At 66.5% G+C, this 26,167-nt stretch carries 21 protein-coding genes; 19 read left to right on the top strand and 2 right to left on the bottom strand.

Annotation, left to right across the window (positions count from 1 at the left end; genetic code table 11):
- The first annotated feature begins 159 nt into the window (after positions 1-159).
- From Y887_RS15870 to Y887_RS15860, 3 genes are all read left to right on the top strand, one after another.
- Positions 160-2,397 (top strand): S9 family peptidase, encoded by a 2,238-nt coding sequence (locus tag Y887_RS15870; protein ID WP_046965265.1) that lies wholly within the window; start codon positions 160-162, stop codon positions 2,395-2,397.
- A 51-nt stretch (positions 2,398-2,448) separates the two neighbouring features.
- Positions 2,449-2,922: a cytochrome c oxidase assembly factor Coa1 family protein gene (locus tag Y887_RS15865; protein ID WP_046965264.1), complete on the top strand. Its 474-nt coding sequence runs from the start codon at positions 2,449-2,451 to the stop codon at positions 2,920-2,922.
- Positions 2,923-2,990: 68 nt separating this feature from the next.
- A complete protein-coding gene (locus Y887_RS15860; protein ID WP_046965263.1) occupies positions 2,991-4,781 on the top strand; it encodes a DUF885 domain-containing protein in 1,791 nt (596 codons plus the stop codon).
- Positions 4,782-4,854: 73 nt separating this feature from the next.
- On the opposite strand, the gene Y887_RS15855 is transcribed toward Y887_RS15860, so the two are convergent.
- Positions 4,855-5,310, bottom strand: a complete 456-nt coding sequence (locus Y887_RS15855; protein WP_046965262.1) for a hypothetical protein — start codon at positions 5,308-5,310, stop codon at positions 4,855-4,857.
- A gap of 275 nt (positions 5,311-5,585) precedes the next feature.
- On the opposite strand from Y887_RS15855, the gene Y887_RS15850 reads away from it, so the two are divergent.
- From Y887_RS15850 to Y887_RS15840, 3 genes are all read left to right on the top strand, one after another.
- Positions 5,586-5,828, top strand: a complete 243-nt coding sequence (locus Y887_RS15850; protein WP_181113368.1) for a hypothetical protein — start codon at positions 5,586-5,588, stop codon at positions 5,826-5,828.
- An 88-nt stretch (positions 5,829-5,916) separates the two neighbouring features.
- Positions 5,917-6,906: a porphobilinogen synthase gene (gene hemB, locus Y887_RS15845; RefSeq protein WP_046965260.1), complete on the top strand. Its 990-nt coding sequence runs from the start codon at positions 5,917-5,919 to the stop codon at positions 6,904-6,906.
- Between the two features lie 379 nt (positions 6,907-7,285).
- Positions 7,286-9,820: a PepSY domain-containing protein gene (locus Y887_RS15840; RefSeq protein WP_046965259.1), complete on the top strand. Its 2,535-nt coding sequence runs from the start codon at positions 7,286-7,288 to the stop codon at positions 9,818-9,820.
- A 144-nt stretch (positions 9,821-9,964) separates the two neighbouring features.
- On the opposite strand, the gene Y887_RS15835 is transcribed toward Y887_RS15840, so the two are convergent.
- The gene (locus Y887_RS15835) at positions 9,965-10,846 is read right to left on the bottom strand and encodes a TolB family protein (RefSeq protein ID WP_046965270.1); all 882 of its coding nucleotides are present in this window, start codon (positions 10,844-10,846) and stop codon (positions 9,965-9,967) included.
- Positions 10,847-10,898: 52 nt separating this feature from the next.
- Between Y887_RS15835 and aroE the strand changes: the two genes are divergently transcribed.
- The 13 genes from aroE to Y887_RS15770 all read left to right on the top strand — a co-directional run bounded on the left by aroE (position 10,899) and on the right by Y887_RS15770 (position 25,924).
- Entirely contained in the window at positions 10,899-11,750 is an 852-nt protein-coding gene (gene aroE, locus Y887_RS15830; RefSeq protein ID WP_046965258.1) for a shikimate dehydrogenase, read from the top strand.
- Positions 11,751-11,760: 10 nt separating this feature from the next.
- Complete coding sequence (locus Y887_RS15825) at positions 11,761-12,114, top strand: hypothetical protein (RefSeq protein WP_046965257.1); 354 nt, start codon at positions 11,761-11,763, stop codon at positions 12,112-12,114.
- Positions 12,111-12,338 carry a hypothetical protein gene (locus tag Y887_RS15820; RefSeq protein ID WP_046965256.1) on the top strand — a complete coding sequence of 76 codons (228 nt, stop codon included), beginning with the start codon at positions 12,111-12,113 and terminating at the stop codon, positions 12,336-12,338. Before Y887_RS15825 ends, Y887_RS15820 begins: the two co-directional genes overlap by 4 nt.
- 275 nt (positions 12,339-12,613) lie before the next feature.
- Entirely contained in the window at positions 12,614-14,749 is a 2,136-nt protein-coding gene (gene dinG, locus Y887_RS15815) for an ATP-dependent DNA helicase DinG (protein ID WP_046965255.1), read from the top strand.
- Positions 14,750-15,280: 531 nt separating this feature from the next.
- Complete coding sequence (katB, locus tag Y887_RS15810; RefSeq protein ID WP_181113365.1) at positions 15,281-16,786, top strand: catalase KatB; 1,506 nt, start codon at positions 15,281-15,283, stop codon at positions 16,784-16,786.
- Positions 16,787-16,843: 57 nt separating this feature from the next.
- A complete protein-coding gene (locus Y887_RS15805) occupies positions 16,844-17,419 on the top strand; it encodes an ankyrin repeat domain-containing protein (protein WP_046965253.1) in 576 nt (191 codons plus the stop codon).
- Positions 17,420-18,436: 1,017 nt separating this feature from the next.
- On the top strand, positions 18,437-18,661 hold the full coding sequence (locus Y887_RS15800) for a hypothetical protein (protein WP_046965252.1): 225 nt from the start codon (positions 18,437-18,439) through the stop codon (positions 18,659-18,661).
- Between the two features lie 451 nt (positions 18,662-19,112).
- A complete protein-coding gene (dusA, locus tag Y887_RS15795; protein WP_046965269.1) occupies positions 19,113-20,117 on the top strand; it encodes a tRNA dihydrouridine(20/20a) synthase DusA in 1,005 nt (334 codons plus the stop codon).
- A 371-nt stretch (positions 20,118-20,488) separates the two neighbouring features.
- Positions 20,489-20,755, top strand: a complete 267-nt coding sequence (locus Y887_RS15790; protein WP_245879502.1) for a hypothetical protein — start codon at positions 20,489-20,491, stop codon at positions 20,753-20,755.
- Between the two features lie 71 nt (positions 20,756-20,826).
- Entirely contained in the window at positions 20,827-21,510 is a 684-nt protein-coding gene (locus Y887_RS15785) for a response regulator transcription factor (protein WP_002808458.1), read from the top strand.
- Positions 21,511-21,585: 75 nt separating this feature from the next.
- Positions 21,586-22,956 (top strand): ATP-binding protein, encoded by a 1,371-nt coding sequence (locus Y887_RS15780; protein WP_181113371.1) that lies wholly within the window; start codon positions 21,586-21,588, stop codon positions 22,954-22,956.
- A 204-nt stretch (positions 22,957-23,160) separates the two neighbouring features.
- On the top strand, positions 23,161-24,669 hold the full coding sequence (locus Y887_RS15775) for a DUF1800 domain-containing protein (RefSeq protein WP_104612418.1): 1,509 nt from the start codon (positions 23,161-23,163) through the stop codon (positions 24,667-24,669).
- Between the two features lie 67 nt (positions 24,670-24,736).
- Positions 24,737-25,924 carry a DUF1501 domain-containing protein gene (locus Y887_RS15770; protein ID WP_046965248.1) on the top strand — a complete coding sequence of 396 codons (1,188 nt, stop codon included), beginning with the start codon at positions 24,737-24,739 and terminating at the stop codon, positions 25,922-25,924.
- The last annotated feature ends 243 nt before the right edge of the window (positions 25,925-26,167 follow it).

Below are 26,167 nucleotides of genomic sequence, written 5' to 3'. Positions count from 1 at the left end.
GGGGTTGGGGTGAGGGTACGCAAGTGGTGCCACACCCACCGCCCCACGCAACCTGCGCCGCATGAAATGCGCCCCCCTCATCGCACACGCACCACCACCGCGCTTTTCAAACACCCCGCGCGCCCGCATCCTGTGCGCTGTCTCAAGACAGGATCTTCGATGCGCGCCCTGTTCGCCGCCCTTGCCCTCATGCTCAGCACCGTCCCCATGGCCCACGCCGAAAAACTCACCCTGGAGGCCATCACCGGCCCGCTGCCGCTGTCCGGTCCGACCTTGCTCAAGCCCAAGGTGGCCCCGGATGGTTCGCGCGTGACCTTCCTGCGCGGCAAGGACAGCGACCGCAACCAGCTGGACCTGTGGGAATACGACATCGCCAGCGGCCAGACCCGGCTGCTGGTCGATTCCAAGGTGGTGCTGCCCGGCACCGAAACGCTCAGCGATGTCGAAAAGGCCCGCCGCGAGCGCCAGCGCATCGCCGCGTTCAACGGCATCGTCGATTACCAGTGGGCGCCGGATGCGCAGGCGCTGTTGTTCCCGCTGGGTGGCGAGTTGTATCTGTACGACCTGCACAAGACCGGCGCCGCCGCAGTGCGCCCGCTGACTCACGGCGAAGGCTTCGCCACCGACGCCAAGCTCTCGCCCAAGGGCGGCTTTGTCAGCTTCGTGCGCGAGCGCAACCTGTGGGTGATCGACCTGGCCAGCGGCAAGCAGCTGCAGCTCACCGGCGACGGCAGTCAGACCGTCGGCAACGGCGTGGCCGAGTTCGTCGCCGACGAAGAAATGGATCGCCACACCGGCTACTGGTGGGCGCCGGACGACTCGGCGATCGCCTTCGCGCGCATCGACGAATCCGGCGTGCCGGTGCAAAAGCGCCCGGAAGTCTATGCCGATCACACTGAGGTGATCAGCCAGCGCTATCCGCAGGCCGGCCAGCCCAACGTGGCTGTGCGACTGGGTGTGATCGCACCGCGCGCCAACGCCGCGCCGCGCTGGATCGACCTGGGCAATAACCCCGATATCTACCTGGCACGCGTGGATTGGCGCGATGCACAGCGCCTGACCTTCCAGCGTCAATCGCGCGATCAAAAGACGCTGGAACTGATCGAGGCCACGCTGGCCAGCGGCAAGCAACGCACGCTGATCACCGAAACTTCGCCGACCTGGGTGCCGCTGACCAACGATCTGCGTTTTCTCAAGGACGGCCGCTTTGTCTGGAACTCCGAACGTAGCGGTTACGAACATCTGTACATCGCCTCCGAAGACGGCGCCACGCTCACGCCGCTGACCTCCGGCGCCTGGGTGGTGGACGCGCTGCTGGCCGTCGACGAGCAGGCCGGCCTGGTGTACTTCGCCGGCAGCAAGGACTCGCCCACGCAGACCCACATCTACGCGGTGCCGCTGGCCGGCGGTGCGATCGAAAAACGCTCGGCCTCCAACGGCACGCATGCGGCCAGCTTCGCCAACAATGCCAGCGTGTATGTCGACAGCTGGTCCAACACCACCACGCCGCCGCAGATCGAGCTGTTCCGCGCCAATGGCGAAAAAATCGCCACGTTGCTGAAGAACGACCTGGCCGATCCGCAACATCCCTATGCCAGGTACCGGGATGCACAGCGCCCGATCGGTTTCGGCACGCTGACCGCAGCCGATGGCAAGACACCTCTGCACTACCGCCTGACCAAGCCGGACAACTTCGACCCGGCCAAGCGCTACCCGGTCATCGTCTATGTCTACGGCGGTCCCGCCGCACAAACCGTGCTCGATGCGTGGCCCAGCCGTGGCGATGCGCTGTTCGATCAATATCTTGCCCAGCGTGGCTACGTGGTGTTTTCGCTGGATAACCGTGGCACCCCGCGACGCGGCCGCGACTTCGGTGGCGCGCTGTACGGCAAGCAGGGCACGGTGGAAGTGGACGACCAGCTGCAAGGCGTGGCCTGGCTCAAGGCGCAGCGTTGGGTGGACCCGGCCCGCATCGGCGTGCAGGGCTGGTCCAACGGCGGCTACATGACGCTGATGCTGCTGGCCAAACACAGCGACGCCTACGCCTGCGGCGTGGCCGGCGCACCGGTCACCGATTGGGGCCTGTACGACACCCACTACACCGAGCGTTACATGGACCTGCCGGCCGGCAACGCCGCCGGCTATCGCAACGCGCGCGTCGCCACCCATCTGGATGGCCTGCACGCCAGGCTGCTGCTGATCCACGGCATGGCCGACGACAACGTGCTGTTCACCAACTCCACCGCGCTGATGAGCGCGCTGCAGCAACGCGGCACGCCCTTCGAATTGATGACGTATCCAGGCGCAAAGCACGGCCTGTCCGGCAGTACGGCGTTGCACCGTTACAAGACCGCCGAGGCGTTCCTGCAGCGCTGCCTGATGCCGTCGCAGCAGTAGACGCTCTAGGTCTCGCCTGCCGTTTTCCCCTGCATTTGCGCAAGGAGTGCCATGTCGCTGCCGCCACCCATCCCCGCTGCATCGCCGCAGCGCCCGCGCGCTGTCGATGTCTGGAACCGGCATTGGAAGTGGGTCGTTCCCGGCATCGGTGTGGTGCTGTTCGTGCTGCTGGCGTTGGTGATCGGCGCGTTGATCTGCGTGATTTCCGCAGTGGTGAAATCCAGCGATGTGTACCGCGACGCGCTGCGCATCGCCAAGGCCGATACGCAGGTCGTGCAGACCCTGGGCACGCCCATCACCGAAGCGTTCCTGCCCGATGGCAGCATCAGTTACGTCGGCGACATCGGCGAGGCGCATTTCAGCGTCGGCCTGCATGGGCCGCGCGGGAACGGTAGCCTGCAGGTGGATGCCACGCGCAGGCATGGCCGTTGGAGGTACCAGACACTGACCTTCGCCGGCACCCATGGCGGCCAGATCGATATGGTGCCGGCCACAGTCTCGCCACCGCAGCCCTGCCTGCCATGACCTAAGGCAGATTGCCGCGATCGTTGCAGATGGGTAGGGTCGCGCTACTCACTTCGCGGATCTGCCTCATGAAGCCACTCGTTCTCGCCGTTGCGCTGGCGCTCGGTTCCTCGTTGCCGTTGCAGGCACAGACCGGCAAGACAGCGCCGACACAACCCGCCAGCCCGGCCTGGGTGCAGACCAGCAACGGGTATGCGCAGATCCTGCTCAACGCGCAGGCGCCGTTCCAGCCCGAATACGCCAGCTTCTTCGGTGTGCCCGGCTACGACGATCAGGTCGTCGACCTGGGCCCGGACAACGCCGCGCGCTACCGCGATGCCATGCGCAAGGCACGCGCCACGTTGCAGACCAAGCTGACCACCGAGCGCGATGCCAACGTGCGCCAGGACCTGCAGATCATGATCGGCGCGGCCGAGCAGAACATCGAAGGCAGCGAGCTCAACGAGCGCTATCTGTTGCCCTGGAGCGACGCACCCGAGGCGGTCTTCAGTGGCCTCAACGGTCTGCTGTCCGACCAGACCGTGCCCGAGCGCCGCGCCAAGGCGCTGGACCGCCTCAAGCGTTACGTCGGCCTGGTGCCGGGCAGCACGCCCACCACCACGCTGGCGCGCCAGCGCTACGAGGAAAAGCTGAGCAACACCGCGTTGCTGCAGCCCACCCAGCGCGAAGTGGAGCAGGCGCTGGCCAACGTGGACACCTACGTCGCAGGCATCGGCGAGCTGTTCGCCAAGTACAAGATCGCCGGCGCCGACGAAGCGCTCAAGGCCATGTCCACGCAGCTCAAGGACTATGCCGCCTGGACCCGCAGCAGCGTGCTGCCCAAGGCGCGCAAGGACACCCGCCTGCCCGAGCCGCTATACGCCTTCCAGCTCAAGCAGGTCGGGATCGATATCGCGCCGCAGCAGCTGATCCAGCGCGCGCAACTGGAATTCATGGAGACCCGCTCGGCCATGCGCCAGCTGGCGCCGCTGGTGGCCAAGGCCAAGGGCGTGCAGGGCAACGAGTATGTGCAGGTGATCCGTGCGCTCAAGGGCAACAAGATCGCCGACGACCAGCTGGAAACCCACTACCGCGGCGTGATCGACCAGATCGACCCGATCATCCGCCAGCAGCGCATCGTCGATGTGCCCAACCGCCCGATGCAGATGCGCCTGGGCAGTGCCGCCGAAAGCGCCGCGCAGCCGGCACCGCACTTCCTGCCGGCGCCGTTGATCGGCAATACCGGCCAGCAGGGCCAGTTCGTGCTGCCGTTGGGCAACCCGTCCGCCGAGGGCGGCAAGAAGGAGCAGTACGACGACTTCAACTTCGGCTCGGCCGCCTGGACGCTCAGCGCGCATGAAGGCCGCCCCGGCCACGAGCTGCAGTTCACCGCCATGGTCGAACGCGGCGTGTCGCTGGCGCGCAGCCTGTTCGCGTTCAACTCGGTCAACGTCGAAGGCTGGGCGCTGTACGCCGAAGCCGAAATGGTGCCGTACGAGCCGCTCGACGGGCAGCTGATCGCCCTGCAGTTCCGCCTGCTGCGCGCGGCCCGCGCCATGCTCGACCCCATGCTGAACCTGGGCCTGATCGACCGCGAACGCGCCCGCCAGGTACTGGAAGACGACGTCGGCCTGTCGCCGGCGATGACCCGCCAGGAACTGGACCGCTACACCGTCCGCGCCCCCGGCCAGGCCGGCAGCTATTTCTACGGCTACACCCGCATCCTCGAACTGCGCATGCGCACCGAACTGGCGCTCGGCAAGAAATTCGACCGCCTGGCCTTCAACAACTTCCTGCTCGACCAGGGCCTGCTACCACCGGATCAGCTGGCCAAGGCAGTGGAAACGCAGTTCATCCCGGCGCAGCAGAAAAAGCGCTGAGCAGAGGGCGCAACATGGGTATGAGGCAGCCGTCGCCAGTCGCCCCATGCCGCTGGTTGAAGTAGTTGGCGGGTTAGTGCGCTGGCGGCGGAGCGTCCGAGCCCGGCCCGGTTTGCGCCCCCGCCGGCACCCAGATCGCCATGCCTGCCGCGCGCTTCTGCGTGGTCGGGATGCCGATCCCCAGGCCGCCGCCGACGCGGCCGCCGTAGCTGCCGCCGCCGACCGACAGGCCGCCGCCGGAGCGCTCCGAGCCAACGCCGACGATGACCACGCCGTTGGCGCCGAGCTTGGCGGCTTCGCGCTTGAGGCGCTGCACGGCGGCATCGGTCTGGCCCTGGGTGCCGAAGCCGGCGGCGCTGGTGGATTCGAGCTGGGCGATCTCCACCGAGCCGACCGGGGCATGCGAATAGACCTGCACCTGGGCGGGGTCGATCGGGGCGCGTGCCTGGCCGAGCATCACCTTGGAGCTGCTGGCGCAGCCGGCCAGCAGCAGGGCCAGTGCAGCGCCGACGACGAAATGCCTGTTCATGATGTGGCCCCCTGAAAGATGGTGATGACGGCGATGATCCGGCGCCCGGACTGAAGACTGGCTAACACGACGCGACAAGCCGCTGTGCCACCCGGTGGCGGCGACTCAATGGTCCTGTCAGCACTCTGAATCGCAGCGGACGCTGTCGCACACTAGCCACGCCCGTGTGAGGCCGCCGCCAAGCCGCCATTGGTCATGATGACCACCCGCCCACGCCGTGCGGACGGCGGCGCCGGTAAGCTCGTGCTTTGTTCAATGCGAGGTGGCACGTGGGATTGATCAGTCTGTTATGGGGGATCGTGGCGCTGCTGTGGATGGTGCTGGCCTTCATTCCGCTGCTGGGCTGGGGCAACTGGTTCCTGATTCCGTTCGCGGCAGTGGGTGCGCTGATCGCGGCGATCGCGCTGTTGTTTACCTCGGCCGGCCATCGTGGCCGCGCCAAGACCGGCCTGCTGCTCAACGGCCTGGTGATCGTGGTCGGGGTGATCCGCTTGAGTATCGGCGGGGGCGTGATCTAGCGATTGCAGCGCTGCGACAGTGCGTCGCAGCGGCGTCCGCAGCAAGGCGGCGGGCGTAGACTTGTGGGCTGTCACAAGGAGCCTTGTCATGGCCCATCCGCACTATCGCCCCCGCCGCATGCGCCACGATGCGTTTTCGCGCCGCTTGATGCGCGAAAACACCTTGACCACCGATGACCTGATCTGGCCGGTGTTCGTGCATGAGTTGTCCGGCCGTGCGCCCATCGCCTCGATGCCGGGGGTGGAGCGTCTGTCGCTGGACGAGCTGCTGCGCGAAGCAGAGCGCGCGCTGGAACTGGGCATTCCGGTGATCGACCTGTTCCCGGTGATCGATCCGGCCGGCAAGAGCCTGGATGCTGCCGAAGCCTGGAATCCGGACGGCCTGGCGCAGCGTGCGGTGCGCGCGCTCAAGTCGCGCTTCCCGGAGCTGGGGGTCATGACCGACGTGGCGCTGGACCCGTACACCACCCACGGCCAGGACGGCATCATCGACGCCAAGGGCTATGTGCTCAACGAAATCACCGTCGAGGCGCTGGTCAGGCAGTCGCTGTCGCATGCGCAGGCCGGCGTGGACATCATTTCGCCATCGGACATGATGGATGGCCGCATCGGCGCGATTCGCCGCGCGCTCGATGCCGACGATCATCTCAACGTGCGCATCATGGCTTACTCGGCCAAGTACGCGTCGGCGTTCTACGGCCCGTTCCGCGATGCGGTGGGCAGCGCCGGCAATCTGGGCAAGGCCGACAAGACCACCTATCAGATGGACCCGGCCAACAGCGACGAGGCCATGCGCGAAATCGCGCTGGACCTGGAAGAGGGCGCGGACATGGTGATGGTCAAGCCGGGCATGCCGTACCTGGATGTGGTGCGCCGGGTGAAGGAAGAATTTCGCGTGCCCACCTTTGCCTACCAGGTCAGCGGCGAGTACGCCATGCTCAAGGCGGCGGCGGCCAACGGCTGGCTGGACGAACGCCGTTGCGTGCTGGAGGCGCTGATGGCCTTCAAGCGCGCAGGCGCCGATGGCGTGCTGACCTATTTCGCGCCGCAAGTGGCGCGCTGGCTGCGCGAAGGCTGAGCGCGTCCAGACGTGCTGCGCGAGAGGTGTTGTGGTGGCATCTTTCATGGATGCCGCTGCACGTGCATCCGAAGCGGTGAGGAGTCATCCGCTGGTCTTCTCCGATTCTTCCGCGTTGTTGCACGCACCGGCAGCGCCGGCCTGGTTAGCGCTGTAGCGGTTTGATCTGACTCCACGCGATCTGCTTCTGCCCCCCTGATACATCGCAGTCTTAGAGCCGCAGGCCGGCAACCAGGGAGGCGCCTGATCGCGATGCGAAAGCAGCGTGGCCGGCCAGGGCCGCTGCAGGACGGCGCAATCGCCATCGATCCAGGTGCGCCGACTGCGATAACGATTCTCATCTACAATGGCGAGCCCTGCTGCTTCAGGTTGTTCGCGCGTGTTCAAGACGGTTCTGTTCCAACTGCACTGGCTGCTCGGCATCACGGCCGGTCTGGTGCTGTCGGTGATGGGGGTGACCGGCGCGCTGATGTCCTTCGAAAACGAAATCGTGCGGCTGGCCAACCCGGCCATCGCGCAGCTGGCCGTGCGGCATGCCGCCGGCGAGCGTGCGTTGCCGGTGGATGTGTTGCTGCAGCGGCTCGACCTGGCGCAGCCCGATGCAGGAAAACAGCAGGCGGTGACACGCATGCTGATCGACCCCACCGGCGCGCGGCCATCCACCGCACGTCTGGCGGGCAAGGGCGGCGGGCGCGTGTACTTCGACCCTTACACCGGCGCGCGCGTTGCCGCACCGCGCTTGAGCACGGCATTTGCGTTTATCGAAGACCTGCACCGCCATCTGACCGCAGGCAAGCGCGGCCAGGCAGTGACCGGCGCGTGCACATTTGTCCTGCTGTTTTTCTGTGCGTCCGGACTGTATCTGCGTTGGCCGCGGCGCTGGTGGAGCCTGCGGACCTGGTGGGTGGTGGAATGGCGGCGGCAGGGGCGCAGTTTTCTATGGAGCCTGCATGCGGTGTTCGGCACCTGGTGTCTGCTGGTCTACCTGCTGGTCGCGCTGACCGGGCTGACCTGGTCGTACGACTGGTATCGCGACGGCATGGTGGCCTTGCTCGGCAAGGAGCCGGCCATGCGCGGCGACGGGGGCGGGCATCGGCCGGCGACGGTGGATTTCGCGCGTGTGCAGCGCACCCTGGACGGCATCCCGGGCACCCATCACGCCGCGTTGGATCTGCGCGTCCCCACCCGTGCGGGGCAACCGATGAGCGTGCGGTTCTTGCCGGACCGGCCAGACCACGACCGCGCCTACGACAATCTGGAAATCGACGCCGCCAGCGGCGCGTTGCTGCGTCGCCAGGAGTACGCGCAGTTGCCGCGCGGCCAGCAGTGGCTGGTGAGCATGTTCCCGCTGCATTCGGGCAGTTTTTTCGGTTTGCCGGGACGCATCGTGGTGATGCTGGCGAGCCTCGGCATGTCGGTGTTCTTCATCAGCGGCTGGATGCTGTACCTGGATCGCCGCCGCAAGAAGCGCGAGCTGCGCGCCGCACGCGTGCTGCTGCAGGGCGCGCCGCCGGCGTCGCAGGCCGAGCCATGGCTGATTGCCTTCGCCAGCCAGAGCGGCTTTGCCGAACGGCTGGCCTGGCAGGCGGCCGGGCACCTGCAGACGGCCGGCCTGCCGGTGCAGGTGCGCGCGTTGGCGCAGGTGGACGCGCAGCAGCTGCAGGCCGCCCGGCGCGCCTTGCTGGTGATCAGTACCTTCGGCGATGGCGAGCCGCCGGATGCGGCGCGCGGATTCGAGCGCGAGCTGCTGCGTCAACGCATGGCCTTGCCGCAGCTGGCTTACGCGGTGCTGGCGCTGGGAGACCGCCAATACGCGCAGTTTTGCGGGTTTTCGCGGCGCATCGAGCAGTGGCTGGACGCGCAGGGCGCACGCGCGTTGTTCCCCGCAGTGGAAATGGACAACGCCGATCCGCAGGCGCTGGCGCAATGGCATGCGCAGCTGGCGCAGATCGCCGGTGCGCCGTTGGCCGATGTCGCGCTGACGCGTCCACGCCTGACGCAGTGGACGCTGTCCTCGCGCACGCATCTCAACCCCGGCAGCGCGGGGGCGCCGATCTGGCGCATCGACCTGCAGCCATCGCTGCAGGCGCACTGGCAGGCGGGCGATATCCTCGAGGTGCAGCCTGCGCACGCCGATGCGCAGGTGCGTGCATGTCTGGCGGCGTGGGGCATGCTGCCCGATGCCTTGGTGCATGTCGATGCGCAGTTGCTGCCGCTGCATCAGGCCGCCGCCGAGCGTGTGCTGCCGCCGACGCCGGCCACGCCGCCCGTGCCGCCTCCGGACCCACAGGCCTGGCTGGATGCCTGCGACTGGCTGCCCACGCGCGACTATTCGCTGGCCAGCGTGCCGGCCGATGGCGTGGCCACGGCGGTGGTGCGCCTGACCACCCGCAGCGATGGCCGTCCCGGACTGGGCTCGGGCTGGCTGATCTGCCATGCGCCGACGGGTGCGGCGGTGCGCGCGCGACTGCGCACCAATCCGGGCTTCCATCGCGTCGAGGCGGCGCCGATGGTATTGATCGGCAACGGCACCGGTATCGCCGGTTTACGCGCCTTGTTGCGCGAGGCCGAGCTGGCTGGCGTGCACGGGCACTGGCTGTTGTTCGGCGAACGGCATGCCGCACACGACCGGCTGTTGGCCGATGAACTGCAGGCCTGGCAGGCAAGCGGTCATCTGCAACAGCTGGACTGGGTGTTCTCGCGCGATCAGCCGCACAAGCGCTACGTGCAGCATCGATTGCGCGATGCAGGCGACGCGCTACGGCACTGGATCGACCGCGGTGCGGTGATCTACGTCTGCGGCAGCCTGGACAGCATGGCGCGCGAAGTCGACCTCGCGCTGCGCGAGATGTTGGGCCAGGCGCGCTTGGAGTCGTTGACCGCAGCGGGCCGTTATCGGCGCGATGTGTATTGAGCGCAGTCATGACCACTGCGTCGTAGCCCTGGAGGGGCTAACCACACGTCGAAGCCTGGTTGGTCGAGTGCGCGGCGCCCTCACTGCTCGCGGCACACGCCGTGAATCCGTTCGTGGAGGCGCGGTGGCGGCATCCATCCGCCCTCAACGGCAGCTGGCATCTCCCTCTGGCGCCGGCGCTTTCATCCGGTAGATATCCAGCTGCCCCGCGCGTGGCGCACGCGCGCTGCCGGTGACCAGCAGTTCGCCCGGTTTGGCCGCATCCACCACCGCGCCGAACGTGCGCTCCTGCGGCCCGTTGAACGACAGCGGCAAGGCTTGGCCCTGGGCGTAATGCCCGTCAGTGCACACGGCCAGCAGCAACTGGCTGGGGCCATCGACTGCACCGCGCGCCCATACCAGGCCACGCCCGTCGCCAAGCCAGGCCGCATCCAGTTCGTCGGCGCCGGTATTGATGTCGCGCAGGGGCACGGGTGCGGTAAACGCGTGCCCGTCCCAGCGCGCCACCCACACATCCAGGCCGCCGGCGCCGCCGTGGCCATCGCTGGCGAACAGGAGGCGTGTGCCGTCCAGCGACAGGCTGGGCGCGCGCTCGTTGCCGCGGCTGTTGACCGCCGCGCCCAGCGATTGCACCGCGCCCAGGCCGCCCTGCGCATCCACCGGCACGCGGTACAGGTCGCTGCCACCGGCGCCGCCGGGCCGCGACGAGGCGAACAGCAGCCAGCGTCCATCGGCACTGAACAGCGGCGTGATCTCGTCCTGGGCGGTATTGAGCGGCAGCGGCTGCGCGTCCTGCCAGCGCCCGCCGCGTAGATGCGCCTGCCACAGGTCCCAGCCCCCGGGGCCTCCGGCGCGGTCGCTGGCCCAGACGATGCGTTGCCCATCCGGGCTGAGCGTGGCGTGCGCCTCGTTGGCCGGTGTGGACACCACGCCCATGCCTTCGATGCCGAACTCGGCAAGTCCCGACGCGGACGGGACGAAGAGTAAACTCGCCGCCAGCGCGAGCGGCGTCCATCGAAGTTGCATGCGGTGTTCCTGCTCCAAGTCGCGCACAGTCTAGTCAACCAGAGAACGTTTCATGCCCGTATCCCGTTATGCCGTGTTCGGTCACCCTGTCGCCCATTCGCTGTCGCCGACCATCCATGCCGACTTCGGCAAGCAGACCGGCATCGCGCTGGACTACACCGCCATCGATGCGCCGCCGGAAGCGTTCGCCAGCACGCTGCAGCGCTTCGCCGACGAAGGCGGCAAGGGCGCAAACGTCACCTTGCCGTTGAAAGAGGCCGCCTTCGCGCTGGCCGCCAGCCTGAGCGATCGCGCGCAGCTGGCCGGGGCGGTGAACACGCTGGTGCGCAACGACGGTCAATGGCAGGGCGATAACACCGACGGCATCGGCTTGGTGCGCGATCTCACCGATCGCCACGGCCTGGATCTGCGCGGTCGTCGCGTGTTGCTGCTCGGCGCCGGTGGTGCCGCCCGCGGCGTCGCGCCGGCCTTGCTGGAAGCGGGCATCACCGAAATGGTGGTGGTGAACCGCTCGCCCGAGCGCGCCGATGCGTTGTGCGATGCGCTCGGCGAACCCGGTCGGGTGGTGTCGCGTTACATCGAAGACCTGCGCGACCTCGGCGACTTCGAGTTGATCGTCAACGCCACCGCCGCCGGGCGCGACCGCGACGCCGGTGCGTTCGCGCTGCCGCTGGGGCTGGTCAACAGCCTCACTGCCGCGGTGGATCTCAACTACGGGCAAACCGCCATCGCGTTCCTGGCCTGGGCGCGCGCGGCGCAATGCCGCTACACCATCGACGGCCTGGGCATGCTGGTGGAACAGGCTGCCGAAAGTTTCGCGCTGTGGCACGGCGTGCGCCCGGATACCGACCCGGTCTACACCGCGCTGCGCGCACGCGATGCCGTGCTGGTCAGCGCGGACTGAGCCGTTGACCATGACCACCACCGACATCCTGCTCAGCCTGATCACCAGCCTGTTGTCGCGGGTGCCGATGCTGATCGCCTTGTTGCTGGGGCTGGTCCTGCTGTGGCGCGCCCCGTTCGGGCCGTTGCGGCGTGCCGCGCTGGCCGGGCTGTGGCTGCTGCTGGGCTGTGTGCTGGCCGAGGTGGCCCTGCAGGCGATTCCGATGCTGTTGATGCAGCAGGGCAACGTGCGCCAGATCGGTCTGGTGATGGGCGTCGGTCGCTTCGTGCTGACCGCCGTGCAGGGCGTGGGCATCGGCGTGCTGGTGTGGACCCTGGCGCGCAGCCTGCAACGGCCGCCGCCTGCTGCCGGTCCGCGCGCATGATCCCGCTCAAGGCGCTGGCGCTCACCCTGGTCGGGCTGATCTGTGCAGGGCAGGGCGGTTGGACATTGCTGCATCCGCAGTCCCTGGCGACCGTCAACCGGGCAGGCCTGCTGTACGAGCGCTTCGGTCCGGCCGGGGTGGGTATCGGCATGCTGGCGGTGGGCGTGATGATGGCCGTGATCGGCCTGGTCTGGACGCGTTACGCCTGGCCGCGACGCGCTTGATCGCAGTGGTCTGACAGTCTGGCGGTGCGCGCCGGGCGCCGGTCTTCCAGCGCGGCCACGTATCGCTGCCCGGCAGTCGCAACGACCAGGAGTGCTCGACAGCGGCACGCGCGGCAGGCAGGCACGTGTCGAGCGCAGCCTGCGCCTCTACCCGTCGACACCCCGCCGTTCTTCAGCGCTTGGGTCCCAGGCGATGCATCGGCAGCGCACAAACAGGTTCAGCTGCCGCACGTATCGGTCGCAGGCGCTGCGCCGGTCCGTGCGAAAATAGCGCGATGAGTGATCTTGCCCCACCGGCTGCGCCGTCCGCGCCCGTTCCCACCCAGCGTGTGCTGACCGACCCGATCAAGGCCGGCATCCGCGACGCCTACGCCAAGCTGCAGGCCAATACGCCCGGCTTCGCCACCCGCCGTGCGCAGAGCCAGATGATCGGCCTGGTCTCGCGTGCGCTGGCCACCTCCGGCGGCATCGGCATTGCCGAGGCGCCCACCGGCGTGGGCAAGAGCCTGGGCTATCTCACCGCCGGCGTGCCGATCGCCCTGGCCACCAAGAAGAAGCTGGTGATCAGCACCGGTACCGTGGCGCTGCAGTCGCAGTTGGTGGAGCGCGACATCCCGGCCTTCCTCAAGGCCACCGGCCTGGAAGCGACCGTGGCGCTGGCCAAGGGCCGCACCCGCTATCTGTGCACGCGCAATGCCGCCGAACTGGAAGGCGACACCAGCCAGAACGCCATGTTCGAAGACGAGCAGGCGCTGTACGACCGCCCGCTCAGCCCCGTCGATGCGGATCTGGCCAAACGGCTGACCAAGGCCTATGCCGCGCGCACCTGGAACGGCGACCTGGACGATGCGCCCGAGCAGGTGTCGGTGCCGCTGCGCATGCGCATCACCACGCCGGCCTCCGGCTGTGCGGGGCGACGCTGCAGTTATGCCGCGCAGTGCCCGGTGCTCAAGGCGCGCACCGATGTGCGCGAAGCGCAGATCGTGGTCACCAACCACGCCTTGCTGCTGTCTTCGCTGTCGCTGGGCGATGCCGAAAACGGCCAGCCGCTGATCGCCCCGCCGTCGGACATGCTGCTGGTGCTCGACGAGGGCCATCACGTCGCCGGCGTGGCGATCGACCAGGGTGCGGCCAATCTGCCGCTGGACGAGATGGCCAAGCGCACTGGCCGCATGCAGATTCTCGTCGCCGCTGCGTACCGCGCAGTGGACAAGGACAAGATCGGCAACCTGCTGCCCAACGAAGCCATCGACGTGGCGGCGCGGGTGTCCAAACTGCTCAAGGCCTTCCATGCCGAGGTCGAGCGCGTCTGGAAGCCCGAGCCCGGCGAGCGCGATCCGTTGTGGCGTGCGGCCAACGGCAAGTTGCCGCCGCAGTGGGGCCCGGCCATCGAAGAACTCGGCGAAGACACCCGCGCGCTGTTCAACTGGGTGCATGCCGCACACAGTGCGATTGCCAAGGGAAAACAGGACGATGCCGCACGCGAGCGCCTGCAACGCAACCTGGGCCTGGCCCTGGAAATGGCCGAGCAGCAGCACAATCTGTGGAGCGGCTGGCGGCGCGAAGACAAGGAAGGCCAGCCGCCGATGGCGCGCTGGATCACCCTGTCACGCGATGGCGACCTGATCTGCCACTGCTCGCCGGTGTCGGCTGCGCAAGTGCTGCGAACGATGATCTGGAACGAGGTGGATTCGGTGGTGATGACCTCGGCCACGCTCACCGGCGGCGGCGATTTCCAGTCCTTCGCCATCGACAACGGCCTGCCCGATCACGCCGAGATGGCCTCGCTGGCCTCGCCGTTCGACCTGCCCAATCAGGCCGAGCTGATCGTGCCCAATTTCCCGGTCACCCCGGACGATCGCGAAGGGCATCCCAAGGAAGTGGCCAGGTATCTGGTGCGCGAACTGGACTGGAACGCCAAGGGCAGCATCGTGCTGTTCACCTCGCGCTGGAAGATGGAAAAGGTCGCCGACCTGATGCCGCTGGCGCAACGCAACCGCGTGCTGGTGCAGGGCGAAGGCAACAAGTCGCAGCTGATCACCGAACACCTGCGCCGCATCGCCGCTGGCGAGGGCTCTGTGTTGTTCGGGCTCAATTCCTTCGGCGAAGGCCTGGATCTGCCCGGCGAGGCCTGCACCACGGTGGTCATTACCCAGGTGCCCTTCGCCGTGCCGACCGATCCGCAGACCTCTACCTTGAGCGAATGGCTGGAAAGCCGCGGCCACAATGCGTTCAACCTGATCGCCATTCCGCATGCGCTGCGCACGCTGACGCAGTTCGCCGGCCGTTTGATCCGCAGTTCCAGCGACCACGGCCGCGTCATCATTCTCGACTCGCGCCTGCTGACGCGTCGCTACGGAAAACGCATCATCGACGCGCTGCCACCGTTCAAGCGGGTGATCGGGCGTTGATCGATCAGTCGGTGCCGCATCGATGCAGGTCCTGCATCGATGCAGGCATCGGCCGATATGCAAGCGGCGCCGCTGCGTCAGCATCGTTGCATGAGCGAGATCGCACCCTGCGTTCGTACACCGATCGGCGCATCGTCATGCAGGCGGTGATTGCTGCAGCGACAGCAGCGGTGGCAGATGGACAGCGCAGCGCATGCGTGTCCGCGACCTCATTACGCCCGCCACGAGTGCGCTCGGAACGACGGTACTCTGGCAATCGCTCCCGGCGTTCCAACCTTGCAGCGCAGCATTGCGCCAGACCCATCCGCACTTTCGTCATGCATGACGAAGTGCGCGTGTGGCCTCCGCGCGGACCCACTCCCACGATCTGCAACCCACTGCCTGGGCATTTAGCGATACATATCACGCAACGCAGTCATCATCATGTTCGCCTATCGCTGCGATCATAACTAACGACTTCTCTCGCTTCGGCCCGCTCGCCATGATTCAGCTCCCTCAACACGAGCTGACGCCATGCGCCCTGGATCCCTCATGGTGCTAGCCCTGCTAGCCCCCACACTGATCGCTCCACCGGTCTTCGCCCAATCTGTGCTGACCCGCGACAACGGCGCCAAGGTGGGCGACAACCAGAATTCGCAGACTGCCGGTGCCACCGGCCCGACCCTGCTGCAGGACGTGCAGCTGATCCAGAAGCTGCAGCGCTTCGATCGCGAGCGCATTCCCGAGCGTGTGGTGCATGCGCGCGGTACCGGCGTCAAAGGCGAATTCACCGCCACTGCCGATCTGTCCAGCCTGACCAAGGCCAAGGTGTTCAGCGCCGGCGAGAAGACTCCGGTGTTCGTGCGTTTCTCCTCGGTGGTGCATGGCAATCACTCGCCGGAAACGCTGCGCGACCCGCATGGCTTCGCCACCAAGTTCTACACCAGCGAAGGCAACTGGGATCTGGTCGGCAACAACTTCCCCACCTTCTTCATCCGCGATGCGATCAAGTTCCCCGACATGGTCCACGCGTTCAAGCCGGACCCGCGCACCAACCTGGACGACGATTCGCGTCGTTTCGATTTCTTCTCGCACGTGCCCGAAGGCACGCGCACGCTGACGCTGCTGTACTCCAACGAAGGCACCCCCGCCGGCTATCGCTTCATGGATGGCAACGGCGTGCATGCCTACAAGCTGGTCAACGCGCAGGGCGAGGTGCATTACGTCAAGTTCCATTGGAAGACGCTGCAGGGCATCAAGAACCTCGATCCCAAGCAGGTTGCCGCGGTCCAGTCCAAGGACTACAGCCACCTGACCAACGATCTGGTTGGTGCGATCAAGAAGGGCGATTTCCCGAAGTGGGACCTGTACGTGCAGGTGCTCAAGCCCGAAGACCTGGCCAAGTTCGATTTCGACCCGCTCGATGCCACCAAGATCTGGCCGGACGTGCCGGAGCAGAAGGTCGGCCAGATGGTGTTGAACAAGAACGTCGACAACTTCTTCCAGGAAACCGAACAGGTGGCGATGGCGCCGGCCAACCTGGTGCCGGGCATCGAACCGTCTGAAGACCGTCTGTTGCAGGGCCGTATCTTCTCCTACGCCGACACGCAGCTGTATCGCATCGGGGCCAACGGGCTGAGCCTGCCGGTCAACCGCCCGCGCGTGGCCGTCAACAACGGCAACCAGGATGGCGAAGGCAATAACGGCCACACCACCAGTGGCGTGAACTACGAGCCCAGCCGCCTGGAGCCGCGTCCGCAGGACACCGCCGCACGCTACAGCGAACTGCCGCTGTCGGGCACCACGCAGCAGGCCAAGATCACCCGCGAGCAGAACTTCAAGCAGGCCGGTGAGTTGTACCGCTCCTACAGCAAGAAGGATCGTGCCGATCTGGTGCAGAGCTTCGGCGAGTCGCTGGCCACCACCGATACCGAGAGCAAGCACCTGGTGCTGTCGTTCCTGTACAAGGCCGACCCCGAGTACGGCACTGGCGTGACCCGCGTTGCCAAGGGCGACCTGGCGCGCGTCAAGCAGCTGGCCTCCAGCCTGCAGGATTGATCCATCCGACGGCATCGCGGCCATGCCGCGGTGCCGTCCCCGTTTTGGGAGAGCGATATGCGCACCCTGCTGTTGGTCATGCTGAGCGCCCTGTGCGCGCCAGCCATCGCTGCCTCGCCGTCTGCCACGCCCGCAGCGCCCACTTCATCCACGTCAAGCCCAGAGCAGATCAAGCGGCAGCTGCGTGAGTACTTCTTCGATGCCGCGCGCGAAGGTCGCCAGGACATGCTGGCCGAGTTCATCCGCTCGCATTACGACCTCAATACTCGCGACGAGAAGGGCTATACCGCGCTGATCCTGGCCGCCTACCACGGCCAACGCCCGGCGGTGGACCAGTTGCTCAGTGCCGGCGCTGACCCTTGCGCGCAGGACAAGCGCGGCAACACTGCGCTGATGGGCGCGATCTTCAAGGGCGAGCTCGGTATCGCCAAGCGCCTGATGCAGGCCGACTGCGCCCCCGACCAACGCAACAACGCCGGCCAGACCGCGGCGATGTACGCAGCGCTGTTCCAACGCACCGACGTGCTCAAGGACCTCGCCGCCAAGGGCGCAGACCTCAGCCTCAAGGACGGGCAGGGCAACGACGTGACCAAGCTGCAGCGCGGCGAATTCGCCACCGCCCCGGCCCGCTGATCGGGCTGGTCGAGCGCCCCGCATGCCTTGCGCGCTGTGTCAGTTGCGCGTCTGCGCAAGCCGCGCTTGATAGTGCGTGACACCTCGCGGCGTGGACCATGGTCCGTCGCACTACGTGCCAGCCGGCTGGTGCCGTCACGCGTGCTGATGCTCCGGCTGATATCGCGCTTGGCGCGCGTCAGCGGCCAACATGATTCCGTCGCGTCGCACTGCCGCGCAGCGCTCAGGCAGGTGCGGCTCGGCATTGACCGCGCAGACGCGGCGGCGGTTCCAGGGCGTACGCATCTACCCCATCCTTGCCGGCTACGGGTGCCGGCAGGTCCCAGTGCATCGATAGCGCGCAATGATCGCGGCCGGTGCGCGGTCAACGCAGGCGGGTACGCAGGCAGGTGCAGGGCAGCTCTCACAAGAGCTGTGCGCCCGCCAGGCGCGCGTCCGCGGCGTCGCTGCGCATGTATCGCTCGTACAACCTTGCCGTGCGTGTGTGCCGTCCACACCGATCTGGTGACTGCCCGCCACGTTGTTGCCGGCCGTTCCTCGTCCCCCGCGCCAGTTGTGGACAGGCGACGGTAGATCATCCAATCCGGTGCGCCGCCTCGTCCGGATGGCTCCGCAAGCCACTGGCCACGGTGTCTTACGGTTCCGGCAAGCGCCCTGGCGGACACGCGGCTGACCGGGTTGGTAGTCGCACCTTGGGCGTCTGCCCGGCGCGAGCCTTCCCTGCAACGACAGCCGCGATCGCGCGCCCTGTGGCCTCGTTTCGACCACGCCAAACCGTGACGTCGATCTCGTCGGTTTTCCGCCGCGCCTGCGCTGGAAGTCTGGCGCCGGTGATGATTTTTCCGCCATCCCGTCAGGAGATTTCTGACGTCGAAACCCTTGTGCGCCAAGGCTTTGACATAAAACTGAGCGCGCGCTGACTTGCTTGAAATTCGCTCAAAAAAAGCGCGCAAAACAGTTCAAGAACGGGCCGGGAACGCCGATGCTGGAGCTATCGCACCTTGGAACCCCCCGGCCATGAAGATCGATCCCTCCATCCCTTTTCTGATGTCCCTGCTCGCCATGGTGCTGTGCACCGCCACTGCGGTCGTCGCGCTGGTATTCGGCCAGGTGCATGTGCTGGCCACCTCGTGGACCTTCTACGCCGTGATGGGCACGTCGCTGATCACCCTGGCTGCTTCCTATCACGCCCTCGGCAAGCCGCTGAGCGCCGAAGAGCGTGTGGGCTTCCGCAACCCGTAATGGCACCCTCGTCCGGCAGCGCGCGCAGCGTGACGCCAGCACCGGACGAAGGACGCTGCGCTCGTCACTGACGATGCACCGCGTTCTCTGCAGCGGCGAACGCCGACAGACACTCCGCATCCTGTAGCGATGCCACCCGATAGCGCTCGTACTCGGCGAGCGGGGGACACGCGCCAACGCAATGTCGTTCGCCCCGTCCCACGGCATCACGTCGCCGTGCTGCTGGCCGCCCAAGTGCCCTAGCGGGATCCACAACCGCACGGAATGTTCGAATTCGGCCAGGTGATCGGGGCCGATCACGTCACGCAGCGACCAGATGATCGTGCAACCGGGCCTGGCGATCGACGCAGCCCCCGCCTGCCATGCCGCACTGCCGCAGATTCATCGATGCCCGTGTAAGCTGTTGATCCTGCTTCGCATTCCAATGGCCGCTCGCTGCGGCCAACCGTCGATGACCGTTTCCGCCGATCGCTACGCCGCCTCCCTGCGCCTGTCCGTCGCCCCGATGATGGATTGGACCGACCGCCATTGCCGGGTGTTCCATCGCCTGCTGGCGCCGTCCGCACGCCTGTATACCGAGATGGTGCATGCCAACGCGGTGATCCATGGCGATCGCACGCGGCTGATCGGGTTCGATCCGGTCGAACACCCGCTGGCGCTGCAACTTGGCGGCAGCGATCCGGCACTGCTCGCGCAGGCGGCCGGCATTGCGCAGGAATGGGGCTACGACGAAATCAACCTCAACTGCGGCTGCCCGTCCGACCGCGTACAGGCCGGGCGCTTCGGAGCCTGCCTGATGCGCGAGCCTGCGCTGGTGGCCGAGTGTGTCGCTGCCATGTGTGCGGCCACCGACCTGCCGATCACGGTCAAATGCCGTCTGGGCGTGGATGACGATGACGATTACGCGGTGTTCGCCAGCTTCGTCGACCAGGTGGTCGCGGCCGGCGCGGCGATGGTGGTGGTGCATGCCCGCAACGCCTGGCTCAAGGGCCTGTCGCCGAAGGAAAACCGCGAAGTGCCGCCGCTGCGCTACGACTGGGCGTATCGCCTCAAGCAGGAGCGTCCCGGCTTGCCGGTGGTGCTCAATGGCGGCATCGCCGCCGTCGATACGGCGCTGGCGCACCTGCAGCAGGCCGACGGCGTGATGCTCGGTCGCGCCGCGTACCACGACCCGTATGTCCTGCATCAGCTCGATGCGGCATTGACCCAGCGCCCGCAACAGCCGCGCGAGGCGTTGCTGCGTGCGTTGCGCCCCTACGTGGAGGCGCAACTGGAACACGGGCTGGCGCTGAAGCACATCACCCGGCACGTGCTTGGCCTGTTCCATGGGCAGCCGGGCGGGCGGGCGTTTCGCCAGGTCCTGAGCGAGGGCGCACACCGTCCGGGCGCAGGCTGGGAGCTGGTGGAGCAGGCGCTGCAGCGGACCGACAGCCAGCCCTGGCGCATTGTTGCGTGACTGGCCCGGCGCTTGCATTCGCTGAATTGGCAGATCGGGGCTGTTGCTGGCTGCGGTTTGGCGGCCTGGCCTCCGGAGCGAAAGCCTTGCTGGCAGGGCGTCTGCCCCCCAGTGACATTCATTTCACTGAATGGCGTTAACACGAAGCTAAAAAGTTCAGATCGGATTCACCCCCAAAAATCAAGAATTTGGCTCAATTTCCGTCGCCCGGCCGTTTGTGATGCATCGCCGGTTTCACGAATTTTGAATGTTCCTGAACAACCCGCTAGGATCCCGTTGTGACCCATTCGCTCAGCCGCGCTTGCTATGTCGTCCTGGTTGCCCTCGGGGTAGCCACGGCAGCGCCGTCGGCGTGGAGCCAGGGGTACCCGATGGCGCAGGGTGGTCGCGAGGGCATGCCGGCATCGGCACGCGGCAATAGCCGCACCTTGTCGGACACCATCCGCCACGTGCAGCGGTCCACCGGTGGACAGATCCTGGGGGCAGAGCGTGTGCCGTTCGATGGCGGCAACCTCAATCGGGTCAAGTACATGAAAGACGGGCGCGTCCACACGGTGTACGAGCCAGAGCAGACGCAGGCCGCACCACCGCGCAGCCTCCCGCCTCCCGACGCGCCACCACGCGACGATAACCACTGAACGTAGATAGTTCGGCGTTCAGTCTCATAAATTCCCCGGCCGTGGGCCGACAACGTTACTAGGGAGAGTGCATGCGTATTCTTTTGGTCGAAGACGAAGCTCCGCTGCGCGAGACCCTTGCCGCGCGTCTGAAGCGTGAAGGCTTTGCTGTCGACGCTGCACAGGACGGCGAAGAAGGCCTGTACATGGGCCGCGAAGTGCCGTTCGATGTCGGCATCATCGATCTGGGCCTGCCCAAGATGTCGGGTATGGAGCTGATCAAGGCGCTGCGCGACGAAGGCAAGAAATTCCCGGTGCTGATCCTGACCGCGCGTTCGAGCTGGCAGGACAAGGTCGAAGGCCTCAAGCAAGGTGCCGACGATTACCTGGTCAAGCCGTTCCACGTCGAAGAGCTGTTGGCTCGCGTCAACGCGCTGTTGCGCCGTGCCGCCGGCTGGAGCAAGCCCACGCTGGAGTGCGGCCCGGTGGCACTGGATCTGGCGGCGCAGACGGTGAGCGTCAACGGCGCCAACGTCGACCTGACCAGTTACGAGTACAAGGTGCTCGAGTACCTGATGATGCATGCCGGCGAATTGGTCTCCAAGGCCGACCTCACCGAACATATCTATCAGCAGGACTTCGATCGCGACTCTAACGTGCTGGAAGTGTTCATCGGTCGCCTGCGCAAAAAGCTCGACCCCGATGGTGAGTTGAAGCCGATCGAGACCGTGCGTGGTCGGGGCTATCGCTTCGCCATTCCGCGCACCGAAGGCTGAGTCCGCGCGTCGGCAAGCAGGAAGACTTAGGTGCCGATGCGCTCCAAGTGGTACAAACGCTGGCGCCCGCGCTCTTTGCAGGCGCGCCAGCTGCTGGCCGCCAGCCTCAGCCTGGTGGCCTTCCTGGCGCTGGCCGGTTACGCCCTGGATGTGGCTTTTGCCGACACTGCCGAGAAGAACCTGCGTGAGCGGCTGAAGAATTACGCCTCGGCTTACGCTGCCAACATCGACTTTGTGCGTGACGGCTCGATCTACATCGGCGGGCAACCGCCCGACCCGCGCTTCGATGTGCCAGGCGGCGGTCTGTACGTGGAAGTCGTGCGTCCGGACGAGAGCTGGACCTCGATGTCGGCCGAAGGCCCGAACATTCCGCATGGCCGCATGCTGGAGCCGCGCCAGGAAGAATTCATCGGCCCGCTGGAGATGACCCAGATCGATGGCAGCCTGGGCCAGTTGTATCGCTATGGCCTGGGTGTCAGCTACGTCGAGCGCGAGCACGGCGGCGAGATTCCTTACACCATCTATGTGATGGAAGACGCGCGCTCGATGGGCGCGCAGCTGCGTGTCTTCCGTGGCGCGGTGTGGTTTTACCTCGGCAGTGCCGGCGTGGTGCTGCTGGTGCTGCAGGCCTTCATCCTGCAATGGAGCCTGCGCCCGCTGCGGCGCGTGATCAACGAGTTGACCAAGGTGCAGCGCGGCGAGATCCAGCGCATGAGCGAGCAGCACCCACGCGAGCTGGAGCCGCTGACCGACAGCATCAACGCCTTCATCGAGAGCGAGCGCGACAACCTCGAGCGTCAACGCAATACGCTGGCCGATCTGGCGCACAGCCTGAAGACCCCGATCGCGGTGCTGCGCACGCAGCTCGACAGCGGCGCTTCCGAGCGCGACCTGCACAAGGAAATGGACGTGCAGCTGCGGCGCATGAACGACCTGGTGTCGTACCAGCTGGCGCGTGCGGCTTCCAGCGGCCACAAACTGTTTGCAGCCCCGTTGCAGATCGAGCCGTCCGCCGAAGAAATCGTGCGTGGGCTGGAAAAGGTGTATTCGATCAAGGGCGTGCTGTGCGAGTTCGATATCGCACCGGATGCGCGCTTTCATGGCGAGCCGGGCGATCTGCAGGAACTGCTGGGCAATCTGCTGGAAAACGGCTTCAAGTGGGCGCGCAGCCGGGTACTGCTGACCGCACAGCCCGGCCCGACAACCGGCAGCCGGCGTGCCGGCCTGATCCTGTCGGTGGAAGACGACGGCCCCGGCATTGCGCCGGAGGATGTTGCCAAGATCCTGCAACGAGGCGTGCGTGGCGATGAGCGCGTGCAGGGGCACGGTATCGGCATGTCCATCGTGCAGGATCTGATCAAGGCCTACCGCGGTGAACTGCAGGTGGTGCGCTCCCAGGAACTGGGTGGCGCCCGCTTCGATGTGACCCTGCCCCCGGGGTTGTGACGCGCCTGCGTGTGCGGATGAACCCGTGGGCAATGGCCTGCACGGCTCCGACAACCGTTTAACGCCTCGAACGTTTGCTTGACCATACTGGTCCGGCTGCAGGCACCTGCGATGGAGAGCTGCATGATCGAGCGCGTTGCACACGTCTCTTGCGCGCAAACGCGCCCTTTGCCACGGCGATGGCCGCGCACCTGGGGCCGTGCGTTGCTGCTCGCCGGCTGCGCGTTGGCTGCGGCCGGCCACGCTGCCGAAACGCCGCTGACACCGACCCAGACGCGCTGGCTGCAACGTGCCACCTACGGTGTGGATGCCGATGGCGCAGCGCAGTTGCAGCGGCTCGGCCCGAAACGCTATGGCGCGCTGCTGCTCCAGCCCAGCGACGATGCTGCGTTACCGGCGCCGGTGCGCGCACAGCTGCAGGGCTTCGATGCGTTGCACACCCCGCTGGAAACCTTGCTGAGGCGCTACGAGGCCGACAAGATCCGGCTGCAGGCCATGCCCGATGGCGATGAGAAAGTGGCCTTGCGCAAGGACTGGCAGGCGCGCGGCGGGCAAATGCTCACCCAGGCGCGTCAGGCGCAACTGCTGCGTGCGGTATATGCACCGGACCAGCTGCGCGAGCAACTGGTGTGGTTCTGGCTCAATCACTTCAGCGTGTACGCCGACAAAGGCCGCGTGAAGTGGATGGCCGCCGATTACATGGAAAACGCGATCCGTCCCAATGCCACCGGCAAGTTCGCCGACCTGGTGATGGCCACGCTGCAAAGCCCGGCGATGCTCGAGTATCTGGACAACGCCAAGAATGCCAAGGGCAAGGTCAACGAGAACTACGCGCGCGAGCTGATGGAGCTGCACACCTTGGGCGTGCAGGGTGGCTACACCCAGCAGGACGTGCAGCAACTCGCGTTGATCCTGACCGGCGCGGGCCTGGTGCCGATCAAGGCCGATGGCGCCCCGCCGGTGCCGGCGACCGTGCCTGGCCAGCCACAGGCGGTGCGCAAGGGAGTGTTCGAATTCAACCCGGCGCGCCATCAGCCCGGCGACAAGCTGCTGCTCGGTCAGCGGATTGCCAGCGGTGGCCTGGATGAGATCGAGCGTGCCGTGCAGGTGTTGGTGCGCCAGCCGGCATGTGCGCACTTCGTCTCGCAACGCATGGCCGAGTACTTCGTCAGCGACACGCCGCCGCCGGCGCTGGTTGCGCGGATGGCCAATGTCTTCCAGCGCAGCGATGGCGATATCGGCAAGGTCATGCAGGCCATGGTGAGTTCTGCGGAATTTGCACAGGCGCAACCGCGCAAGTTCAAGGACCCCAATCGCTTCGTGGTGTCGGCGATGCGGCTGGCCTATGAAGACCCGCCCGTGATCAATGCCGGGCCGATGGCCAGTTGGGTGCAGCAACTCGGCGAGCCCCTGTTCGGGCGCATCACCCCGGATGGGTGGTCGTTGCAATCGCAGGCGTGGACCAGCTCCGGGCAACTGGCGCGCCGATTCGAGGTGGCGCGCGCACTCGGCAGCGGCCCCAAGCAGTTGTTCCGGCGCGATGGCGACAACGACACGCCGCTTCCGCCGCTGACGCGCATCGACACGCGCGCGGCGTATCGCTGGATCGCGCCATCGCTGGCGACAGGCACGCAGCAGGCGCTGGAGCAGGCGCGCTCGCCGGCGGAATGGAACGGGTTTTTACTGGCGTCGCCGGACTTCAACTATCGCTGATTCCTATCGCTGGTTCACCGACGCTGATTCACCGAGTGCGATGCAGTCATCGCCATGGGAGTACACCATGCAACGACGTCAATTCCTGCTTGCTTCTGCCGCTGCAGCCACAAGTCTGCCTTGGGCCGGCCGCTTGTTTGCCGCGCCACGCGATAGCGCGCGCATGCTGGTGGTGTTCCTGCGCGGCGGCTACGACAGCAACAATCTGTTGGTGCCGCACGGCAGCGATTTCTATTATCAGTCGCGGCCCACGTTGGCGATTGCACGGCCGGATGCGGCCAATCCCGACAGCGCCATCGCGCTGGACGCGCAATGGGGGCTCAACCCGGTAATGCGCGATGCCTTGCTGCCGTTGTGGCAGCGCAATCAACTGGCGTTTGTGCCGTTTGCCGGCACCGACGATGTGTCGCGCAGCCACTTCGAAACCCAGGACGACATCGAATCCGGGCAAGCCGGCAAGCATCGCGATTACCGCTCCGGGTTCATGGCGCGGCTGTCGGGCGTCCTGAGCGGCGTGCCGGCCATCGCCTTCACCGATTCGTTGCCGTTGACCTTTCAGGGCGGCGGCGATCTGCCCAACGTCTCGCTGCGCGGCATCGGCAAGGGTGGGCTGGATGCGCGTCAGTCGCAGATCCTGTCGCAGATGTACGACGCCACGCCGCTGGCGACGGCAGCGCGCGAAGGACTTGCGTTGCGCCAGCAGGTCACCGCGCAGTTACGCGAAGAGATGGAGCAGGCCGGCCGTGGCGCTGCCAGCGCGCGCACCTTTGCCGACGAAACCCGGCGCATGGCGAGTTTGATGCGCGAGCGGTATCGGCTGGGATTTGTGGATGTCGGCGGTTGGGACACGCATGCCAATCAGGGCAGTGTTGCGGGCGGACTGGCCAACAACTTGCGCAATCTCGGCGAAGGGCTGGCCGCGTATGCCGATGCGCTGGGCCCGGCCTGGAACGAGACGGTGGTGGTGGTGATTTCCGAGTTCGGCCGCACCTTCCGCGAGAATGGCAGCAAGGGCACCGATCACGGGCATGGCACCACGTACTGGGTGTTGGGCGGTGGCGTGCGCGGCGGCCGCATCGCCGGCGAGCAGGTTGCGGTGGATCAGGCGCATCTGCTGCAGAACCGCGACTACCCGGTGCTCAGCAATTACCGCAGCGTGTTCGGTGGCGTATTACAGCGGCTGTGGGGCTTGTCGCCTGCACAGCTGGAGCGCGTGTTTCCAGGCGCGACGCCGCGTGATCTTGGATTGGTGTAATCAGGCTCAATCACATCGCGTCATCGAACGGTGCGCGGTGTCTGCAATGCGCATCCTCGCGCTGAGTCTTGTTGCATTGCCCCTGTGGACGTGACGACCAAATGCGAGCTGTGGCCAAGCACTTGCATTGCAGCGGGCCCGAAGGCCCCAGCTCAGTGCGCACGCACGCGGCTGGCGCGACCGTCGTCAAGCAACCAGCGCTCGCGCCGTGAGATATCGACATGGCTGCGTGCAAAGCAGGTC

This window comes from Xanthomonas pisi DSM 18956 (assembly GCF_001010415.1).
Taxonomy (GTDB): domain Bacteria; phylum Pseudomonadota; class Gammaproteobacteria; order Xanthomonadales; family Xanthomonadaceae; genus Xanthomonas; species Xanthomonas pisi.
This window is presented reverse-complemented; position numbering and strand designations above follow the sequence as displayed.

What these genes read in the sequence shown, in the direction of transcription:
- dinG (WP_046965255.1), top strand. Translation starts at nt 12,614, where the DNA reads ATGAGTGATCTTGCCCCACCGGCTGCGCCGTCCGCGCCCGTTCCCACC.
- aroE (WP_046965258.1), top strand. Translation starts at nt 10,899, where the DNA reads ATGCCCGTATCCCGTTATGCCGTGTTCGGTCACCCTGTCGCCCATTCG.
- katB (WP_181113365.1), top strand. Translation starts at nt 15,281, where the DNA reads ATGGTGCTAGCCCTGCTAGCCCCCACACTGATCGCTCCACCGGTCTTC.
- Y887_RS15870 (WP_046965265.1), top strand. Translation starts at nt 160, where the DNA reads ATGCGCGCCCTGTTCGCCGCCCTTGCCCTCATGCTCAGCACCGTCCCC.
- Y887_RS15865 (WP_046965264.1), top strand. Translation starts at nt 2,449, where the DNA reads ATGTCGCTGCCGCCACCCATCCCCGCTGCATCGCCGCAGCGCCCGCGC.
- hemB (WP_046965260.1), top strand. Translation starts at nt 5,917, where the DNA reads ATGGCCCATCCGCACTATCGCCCCCGCCGCATGCGCCACGATGCGTTT.
- Y887_RS15790 (WP_245879502.1), top strand. Translation starts at nt 20,489, where the DNA reads ATGGCGCAGGGTGGTCGCGAGGGCATGCCGGCATCGGCACGCGGCAAT.
- Y887_RS15800 (WP_046965252.1), top strand. Translation starts at nt 18,437, where the DNA reads ATGAAGATCGATCCCTCCATCCCTTTTCTGATGTCCCTGCTCGCCATG.
- Y887_RS15835 (WP_046965270.1), bottom strand. Translation starts at nt 10,846, where the DNA reads ATGCAACTTCGATGGACGCCGCTCGCGCTGGCGGCGAGTTTACTCTTC.
- Y887_RS15855 (WP_046965262.1), bottom strand. Translation starts at nt 5,310, where the DNA reads ATGAACAGGCATTTCGTCGTCGGCGCTGCACTGGCCCTGCTGCTGGCC.
- Y887_RS15820 (WP_046965256.1), top strand. Translation starts at nt 12,111, where the DNA reads ATGATCCCGCTCAAGGCGCTGGCGCTCACCCTGGTCGGGCTGATCTGT.
- Y887_RS15805 (WP_046965253.1), top strand. Translation starts at nt 16,844, where the DNA reads ATGCGCACCCTGCTGTTGGTCATGCTGAGCGCCCTGTGCGCGCCAGCC.
- Y887_RS15825 (WP_046965257.1), top strand. Translation starts at nt 11,761, where the DNA reads ATGACCACCACCGACATCCTGCTCAGCCTGATCACCAGCCTGTTGTCG.
- Y887_RS15770 (WP_046965248.1), top strand. Translation starts at nt 24,737, where the DNA reads ATGCAACGACGTCAATTCCTGCTTGCTTCTGCCGCTGCAGCCACAAGT.
- dusA (WP_046965269.1), top strand. Translation starts at nt 19,113, where the DNA reads ATGACCGTTTCCGCCGATCGCTACGCCGCCTCCCTGCGCCTGTCCGTC.
- Y887_RS15785 (WP_002808458.1), top strand. Translation starts at nt 20,827, where the DNA reads ATGCGTATTCTTTTGGTCGAAGACGAAGCTCCGCTGCGCGAGACCCTT.
- Y887_RS15860 (WP_046965263.1), top strand. Translation starts at nt 2,991, where the DNA reads ATGAAGCCACTCGTTCTCGCCGTTGCGCTGGCGCTCGGTTCCTCGTTG.